Here is a 7,723-nt window from a genome sequence, read left to right on the forward strand (position 1 = left end):
CGCACTGCACGTCTTTTGAACCTAGCGCTTTAATACATGCAAAACCAATACAACAGCTTCCTGAACAAGCCAGCTTTGATATTTTTAGCCTCGACTTTGGTCATTGGTGCGCAAAGTTGTCCTACGTGGAGATGTATTTAAAAATTGATGCGGGCTGGGAATTTCAGCTCGAGTTTAAAGATCAGCATGGGCAAATCTTTCAAAAAAGCCTTTAAGTCAAAGCCCGATTGACTTGAAGTATGGCAATTCTGTATTTCTAGCTTGGTTTCGGGTCAATGACAGCCACAGCGCTTTCCGATTTAATCCAAAACACAGTTATAGCAACTGTAGACTAGGCGACATAAAACAATAAAACCAATATTGACCTGAAGGATTACGAGAATGGCACATCAATTTACCGTCAATGCCACAATTCATGGCGTTTCACTTGAAGATTTTAAACGACTAGCCGCAGATATCAGCTTGCATGAAGCGGTGTGCAAACGCATACCGGGTGAAAATCTAGAAATTTTAGAATCAAAAAAAACAGGTGATATGTATACCTTAAAACGTGCCTATAACTTGGATGTAAATATTCCAGATATTGCCAAGAAGTTTTTAAAAGATGCGTTTCGTCTGAAACGTACGGATATTAGTAATTTGGCGGCATTAACCTCTGACGTCAAACTAGATCCGAACCTACCGCTCGAAGCCAGTTGTAAACGAAGTGTCAGTGGTGATGCAACACAAGTGAGTTTCAATTTGGACTGGACGGTGAAAGTCAAAGTTCCACTGATTGGTGGATTACTTGAAAAACATGCAGAAGGTGAAATTCGTCGTTTTAGTCAGCTTGAGATTGAAATTGTAGAAGATGAATTACGTAAAAATTTAAAAGCCTGAATTGATTTGAAAGCAAGTTAAAAAAAGCGGTCATTGACCGCTTTTTTTAGTGACTGATGTTACGCACGTAAAAGTAATTTCACAATTTTTAAATGATATTTAAGTCTATTCGACGGGGTCTTACATCTATGGATTGAATAAAGGGATTAGCCTTCGGCTGGAGGTACTCTTACGAAACGTTGTTTCTCATTCGGCAAAATTACCCAAAACCATTGTCATACGCAAAACTCGTTCACTAGCGTCAAATTTTTCAAAGTATTGCAAAAACAATTTTGATTAAAAGTAGTCCTGTCTCAAACACTTGCGGATGACCTTAGCGCGTATCGTTAATTTATTTGAATCAAATTGCGCTGCTGATGTTACTTCGTAACATCAGTTAGTGCGAAGTTTTTTCAAAACGTTGACGATAAAGCATCGCAGTAAAGAAGGTCACCAAACAGACGGTCCAAATATAATACATAGCGCCAATGTTGCTGTATAAACTCAACCATTGAACCAATGGCAAGGTGATACCACCCGCGATGGCATAGGCCAAATTGTATGAAAATGAAATGCCCGAGAAACGAATCTGTGCAGGGAACATTTTCACCATACTATATGACACCATACCAACCGTACCTGATGCCAAACCGAGCAGCATATAGAGTACAAACACGGTCGATGCCGCCACATGGCCCAAGCTGTTATAGAACACACCCGCGATTATCGCGACAAGGATTGAACCGAACAGCATCACTTTACCTGCACCGAAGCGATCTGCCAAAAGACCTGCCAAGATACAACCGACCATTTGCATCACAATAGCGGCACTTTGCATTTTAAAGGCATCGGCCCGTTCAAAACCAAAGGCGCCCGTGAGTAGATTTGGCATCGCTAAAATCAGCACAACAACACAGCCGGTTAAGAACCATGTAAACAGCATACCAATCACAACGCCTGTTTTGTGCTGTTGCAGTACTTGTTTCACTGGAAGCTCTTTAGCCAATTGTTTCTTTTCTTGCATGGCTTTAAATACAGGCGTTTCTTTTAAATAACTACGGAGATAGAGCGCTACAAAACCGAAGATCCCGCCTAAAATAAATGGAATCCGCCATGCCCAGTCATGGATTTCTGACTCTGTAAATTGCAATGAAATAAACAAAGACATCAGTGCGCCCAATAGGATACCCAATGATAAGCCGGCAGTGAGTAGGCCATTGGCGATACCAATTTTTTTCTCAGGCACATGCTCTGAAACAAAAGTCCATGCAGCAGGGATTTCACCACCAATCGCGATCCCTTGAATCACGCGCATCAGTAGGAGCAGAAGCGGTGCTGCATAGCCAATACTTTCAAAAGTCGGCATCACACCGATCATCAGCGTAGGCAGAGCCATGAGTAAAATAGACAAACTAAATAAACGCTTACGACCAATCAAATCGCCAAAATGTGCCATCACCACGCCACCTAATGGGCGGAAAAAATATCCGGCAGCAAAAATACCGTAGGTATTCAGCATCGCCCAAAATGGACTGAGTCCAGTGGGGAAAAACAGTTCCGAAATAATTTTGGCGTAAAACACATAAATGACAAAGTCATAAAACTCTAAAGCACCACCGAGTGATGACAGTCCGAGGGTACGTTTATCTTGATGAGTCAGGCGTGGCTGAGCTTCCATGCAAATATTTTCCAGCAGCAAATAGCATTTGAGGAGTTTAGTGATTCAATTTTTTATTGAATAATCAAACTTTTTTGTCTTATTAAAAACTTATAGTTATGAAAAATTTATTAATTAAGAACAAAATAATATAGATAAAGTCGTATTAACTTAAAGAAAGATTGGTAATAGATAATGGCACACCTTGATGTATAAATGATAAATATCAATAGTATAGGGCGGTGTGATCTGCTATTTTACTTTGTGCTCTATATAAACCATAAAAGATTCAAAGCCATAGCATGCCGTTGTTTTATACTCAGAACCGATAATAATGCATATTGCATGGTTGTTTTTTTTTAAATAACTGATGTTACGCAGTAACATCAGAAGCGTAATTTGATTCAAATGAAAGAATGATAAGCGGTAACGTCATCCGCAAGTGTTTGAGACAGGACTCCTTCTAATCAAAAATGTTTTTGCGATACTTTGAATAATTTGATACTAGTGAACGAGTTTTGCGGATGACAATGGTTTTGGGTACTTTTGCCGAAACAAAAGTACCTCCAGCCGAAGGCTAATCCCTTTATTTAAATCCTAGATGTAAGACTTCGTCGAATAAACTTAAATATCATTTTAAAAATGCGTAATTACTTTTACGTGCGTAACATCAGTTAAATAATTTAAGCTTGCTAGACTTAAAAAAGGATAAATACATGAGTCATATTGCTGCTGTTGCACAACGTGGTGAAGCAATTTTGACGCTCACTGCCGCAGAGGTGCAAGCATCTGAAATAGGTTCTGCATGGTTAACTGCACTAAGTGAAACACTTCATGCCACTATGCTTGAGCGTCAAGGCGTAGGCATTGCCGCACCGCAAATTTATGTTTCTAAGCGGGTAATTATCGTGGCTTCACGTGCAAATTTACGCTATCCCGATGCGCCTGAAATGGAGGCGATCGTGATGGTCAATCCAGTGATTACATCTCGATCTACGACCACGGTTTTGGGTGAAGAAGGCTGCTTAAGTGTGCCGAATGCACGAGGACAAGTCCCGAGAGCCGAGCAAATTCACGTGCGATATTTGACCCTTCAAGGTGAAGTCAAAGAGAAAACCTTGAATGGCTTTCCCGCACGGATCGTACAACATGAGGTCGATCATCTGAATGGGATCTTATTCACCGAGCGTTTAGAATAAAAACCGTGCTATTCCAAAAATATAAAAGTGACCAATTGAGCTAAAAAAATAGCGGAAAAGTAATTTGAATAGTGGTGCAAGTGAAGTTTAAAGGCTTCAAAGATTGCATGCTTAACTGTGAAAATAGACTTTCTTTTTGAAGCTAAAACCTTGTATAACTAGCGAAATAATAAAATAAAAAAGTAGATTAATGGGGAAAAATTGGGGCAATGCTGTCTGTACAAAATGGGGCGTACAATGGCGTAAATTGAAGCATCTTTTGTTTGAGTCAGACTATCTCATCATCAATTAGTCTGACTACGATAAAGGGCGTTTACTCCTCATCTTTGGCATGCTGAGTCAAGTTAGCGTGTTGAAGTGGTGCATCATGAATTTTTATTATTCGACCAATCGGATTTGGTTTAATCCGAGTGAACTCAAGTTCAGGATCATCGTCGCTTGTATAGTCCTACTCAGTTATGGCGTATTGGCAGTACTCAGTCTTTATTTCAAAAAATATTTAAATTTTAGACTGTTTTTTAGCTATTTTGCGCCCGTCCTGTTTGGGATCGGCATGATCTATGGTGGCTATATGATCGGGATCTATAGTCCTGCCACTATGGCGGGGACGGTCAATCTGCTGATGGTCGGTTTGGTTTTTTATCGTCCTGCGATTATGCTCAGTATTACATTTCCGATCACACTGTTTATTGGCTACATTTGCTATCAAACTTCGATTGACCATCTAGAATATGCACCGATTTTCAGCCCAGCTTTAAAACAGAGTGAGTTTTACGACAACGCCTTTTGGCTCATGAGTATGGCGGAGTTGTATTTGCCCATATTGATCGTCAGTGCAGTATTTTTTCAGATTTTGCTTTTACAGTGGCGACACCGTGAACAAAAGATGGAAGTCCTCAGCCGTGTTGATGGCCTGACCAATGTGTTTAACCGTCGTTATGTCAGTCATGAACTTGATACGCTCAGCAAACAGACACGGCCTGAATTTGCAGTGGTTTTGCTTGATCTCGACCATTTTAAATTGATCAATGACCAATATGGACATGATGCAGGAGATGCCGTTTTACAACGTGTTGCTCAAATTTTAAATGACAATACTCGTGTACAAGATGTGGTTGGGCGTTATGGCGGTGAAGAATTCATTTTAATTCTAAAAAATCAGAGTTTAGAGCAGGCGATAGACGTGGCTGAACGCTGTCGATTGGCAATTTTTGAAGCTGAAACCATGATAGCCAACCATCAAATGTTGAAGATTAGTGCAAGTTTTGGTGTGGCAACAGCAATTGAGGGAACACCGTCTGCTGTGGTCACGCGTATGGCCGATCAAGCGCTGTACATGGCAAAGCAACAAGGTCGTAACCAAGTACGCAGCTTTCGTGAGTTAAACTTGGCAGAAGATTAAATAATTTAAATGATAGTTATGCAGCAATTACAATTTCAGCTCGGATTAGCGCAGCTCCACTTTCAGACCGAGCAAAAGAATATTCATTTTGATCATGGCTTAGCGGCGTGGGTACAAAAATGTGTTCAACAGCGCTTCATCTGTAATGAGGCAGCGACTATTGCAGAATGAACCTGTCGCGAATAACCATATCATTTTAGATCTGACTAATATTTCTTTGATACACGATGTTGGTGTCCGAATGCTCTTTGAAGGTGTAGACCGTTTAATTGCGGATGGTCATCGCGTGGCAGTGATCGACTCAGAACATCTCTTGGAACAAAGTCGAAGTCATGCAGGACATGAGGTGGTGGTTCGGGAAGAGCTGAGTCAATATTTACAACGGTTTGAGCGTTAATTAATAAAACGTGATTTTTGAGTTAGGCAAAGGGCTCATAAGTTTAGTGCTTAGATCGGCTATAATTTTCTTTTTGCGTTAAATTTGCTTATGTCTTTTGAGTTAAAAGTCAGTTTACTCCCGAGTGCTGAAGCTTTATCCCCACAGCATAAAAAGCTGAATAAACTGATTGAGCAAATCGAACAGCAAAAGCAAGACTTAGCGCTTTGGCAAAATGCCAAAAGAGAGATTCAGAGTTATATCCAACTGAAACTTGTGCCGATCTATCGTGATTTGCATGCGGTGTACTACCGTCAGCTTGCACAACTTTGGCAGCATCTACAGCAAGAAGACTTTGCCAAAGCAGATTTAGCTCAGCTCGATGTGAAGCTTGCGAAACTAGCAAAGCAACTGAAAAAATCCAACTACTTAAATACTGCCGAACTGGAGAAGGTTGCAGAGGTTGATGCTTTTTATCAGCAGCATCATGCACATAATCAAAAGCCGAATAAAAAAGCCAAGTTAGCCCAAACTGAACAGAGCATAGTAAAAGGTTATGTTGATATAGAACAAGAAACGACAGAAGAATATGAGTCATATGAAGAGTGGGACAGCGAACAATATCAACGTGAGAAAGAAGAGCATCAGCGGAAACGCTTAGCGCAAAAGCGTGAACAAGCTGAAAAGTTAGTGAACCAATCACTGAAAACCGTGTATTTAAAAATCACTGCAATGATTCACCCAGACCGCGAGCCTGACGAAACTAAAAAAGCTGAAAAAACCGAGTTGCAGCAAGTGGTGAATCAAGCTCATGAAGCACAGGATTTGTTTTATTTATTAAAGCTGCAATTACAGCTTGAAACCAATAAAGGCAAAAGCCCTAAAGCTTTAACTGATGAACATTTAAAGTTTTATAAAACGGCTTTAGAGGCTCAAAGCCAACGCCTAGCCAGTCAGATAGATGACATTACGGATAGTTTTCACTGGAGCGAAAAGCCGAAGCCGAAAAATATGCAGGTGAAAGATGTGTATAAGGTGATTGATGGCGATGTTGCAGTGCTGAAAGAGCAAGTGAAGTGGGAAAAAGAACGGCTGAAATATATGGAGAAGGTGAAAGGGTTGGAAGTGTTGTTGGGGAATGGGGTTTTATAAAATCACCTCTCCCTAACCCTCTCCTGAAAGGAGAGGGGAAATCCATTACATATCAAATTTAAGTTATAAATTTGGATGTATTAGTGGGGCTGAAATTTCATAATAAAAATTAGATTCACAATGAATGTTCCCTCTCCCTATGGGAGAGGGCTAGGGAGAGGGAAATAAAAATGAAAATAGACCCTGTATTATTAGAGTTTGCCAAAAACATGCGCCACACAGCCACCGATGCTGAAAACCTCATGTGGCAAATTCTACGTGCCAAACGTTTTATGAACCTGAAATTCCGCCGTCAGCATGTGATCAAACTTTATATTGTGGATTTTTACTGTCATGAAATTGGTTTAGTGATTGAGTTGGATGGTAGTCAGCATGGAACGAATGATGCGATTGAATACGATGCTGAGCGAACTAAGTTTTTAGAGGCTTTGGGTTTAACTGTTGTACGATATTGGAATTATGATGTGTTGGGGAGGACGGATGTGGTGTTGGAGGATTTGTGGAATTTATGTCTTGAGCTGAAAGTAAATCAAGAATGAAAAATTCCCTCTCCCTCGGGGAGAGGGCTAGGGTGAGGGTAATTATTCAAGATTAAATGATGCATCTAAACCTATTAATGTATGGTCATTAATAAAAATTTGTAGCTCTCCAGATTGTTCACATTTGACAATGTTATATATATCTTCAACTGAGCTAATATAATCATCACATGGATTATAGTTTCGCCCAATATGAATGACTAATTGGTGCTCTGATAGATAAACATCTTCTTCAAGAAAGCAGTTATAAGCATCCTCAAAAATTCTATGAATTGCTAGTTTGATGCTTTCCTCATCCGATAAAGGAATCTGCGATGAAACTTGCATAATACCTTGTGTATAACTTTTACCTGAAATTTTACATAAAAAATTTTCTAGTTTTCTAAAAGCAAATGGTCTATTAAAATCTTCATTAGATTTCTTTCATAAGTCATTTTTCACTCAGCTCCAAGTTATAAATTCCAGCAATTAGATTGAATCTTAATGCTAGTCTTTTGCCTCGATTGCGATATCGCTCAGCAAGAATTTTGAAGGTTTTCA

9 protein-coding genes and 1 pseudogene are annotated in these 7,723 nt (G+C 39.8%); 7 read left to right on the top strand and 3 right to left on the bottom strand.

Annotated features, from left to right (window positions below):
* Positions 1–381 precede the first annotated feature (381 nt).
* Complete coding sequence (locus FTV11_RS13005; RefSeq protein WP_078192225.1) at positions 382–879, top strand: DUF2505 family protein; 498 nt, start codon at positions 382–384, stop codon at positions 877–879.
* A gap of 376 nt (positions 880–1,255) precedes the next feature.
* Here FTV11_RS13005 and FTV11_RS13010 read toward each other — a convergent pair whose 3' ends face one another.
* Positions 1,256–2,536 (bottom strand): MFS transporter, encoded by a 1,281-nt coding sequence (locus tag FTV11_RS13010; protein WP_180074123.1) that lies wholly within the window; start codon positions 2,534–2,536, stop codon positions 1,256–1,258.
* Positions 2,537–3,231: 695 nt separating this feature from the next.
* On the opposite strand from FTV11_RS13010, the gene def reads away from it, so the two are divergent.
* The 6 genes from def (at position 3,232) to FTV11_RS13040 (ending at position 7,183) form a co-directional block, all read left to right on the top strand.
* Entirely contained in the window at positions 3,232–3,714 is a 483-nt protein-coding gene (def, locus tag FTV11_RS13015) for a peptide deformylase (protein ID WP_180025816.1), read from the top strand.
* A gap of 367 nt (positions 3,715–4,081) precedes the next feature.
* Positions 4,082–5,116 carry a GGDEF domain-containing protein gene (locus tag FTV11_RS13020; protein ID WP_180074124.1) on the top strand — a complete coding sequence of 345 codons (1,035 nt, stop codon included), beginning with the start codon at positions 4,082–4,084 and terminating at the stop codon, positions 5,114–5,116.
* An 18-nt stretch (positions 5,117–5,134) separates the two neighbouring features.
* On the top strand, positions 5,135–5,287 hold the full coding sequence (locus FTV11_RS13025; RefSeq protein WP_180007557.1) for a hypothetical protein: 153 nt from the start codon (positions 5,135–5,137) through the stop codon (positions 5,285–5,287).
* Positions 5,277–5,513, top strand: coding sequence for a hypothetical protein (locus FTV11_RS13030; RefSeq protein WP_180025814.1), 237 nt, complete (start codon positions 5,277–5,279; stop codon positions 5,511–5,513). The genes FTV11_RS13025 and FTV11_RS13030 overlap by 11 nt, the downstream gene beginning before the upstream one ends.
* Before the next feature lie 90 nt (positions 5,514–5,603).
* The gene (locus FTV11_RS13035) at positions 5,604–6,644 is read left to right on the top strand and encodes a molecular chaperone DnaJ (RefSeq protein ID WP_180025813.1); all 1,041 of its coding nucleotides are present in this window, start codon (positions 5,604–5,606) and stop codon (positions 6,642–6,644) included.
* A 170-nt stretch (positions 6,645–6,814) separates the two neighbouring features.
* Entirely contained in the window at positions 6,815–7,183 is a 369-nt protein-coding gene (locus tag FTV11_RS13040) for an endonuclease domain-containing protein (protein WP_180007560.1), read from the top strand.
* A gap of 42 nt (positions 7,184–7,225) precedes the next feature.
* On the opposite strand, the gene FTV11_RS13045 is transcribed toward FTV11_RS13040, so the two are convergent.
* Positions 7,226–7,510, bottom strand: coding sequence for a hypothetical protein (locus FTV11_RS13045; protein WP_180074125.1), 285 nt, complete (start codon positions 7,508–7,510; stop codon positions 7,226–7,228).
* Positions 7,511–7,613: 103 nt separating this feature from the next.
* A pseudogene (locus FTV11_RS13050) lies at positions 7,614–7,723 on the bottom strand (IS5/IS1182 family transposase); the annotation flags it as partial.

It is taken from the genome of Acinetobacter sp. YH12231, from assembly GCF_013417755.1.
Classification (GTDB): Bacteria; Pseudomonadota; Gammaproteobacteria; order Pseudomonadales; family Moraxellaceae; genus Acinetobacter; species Acinetobacter amyesii.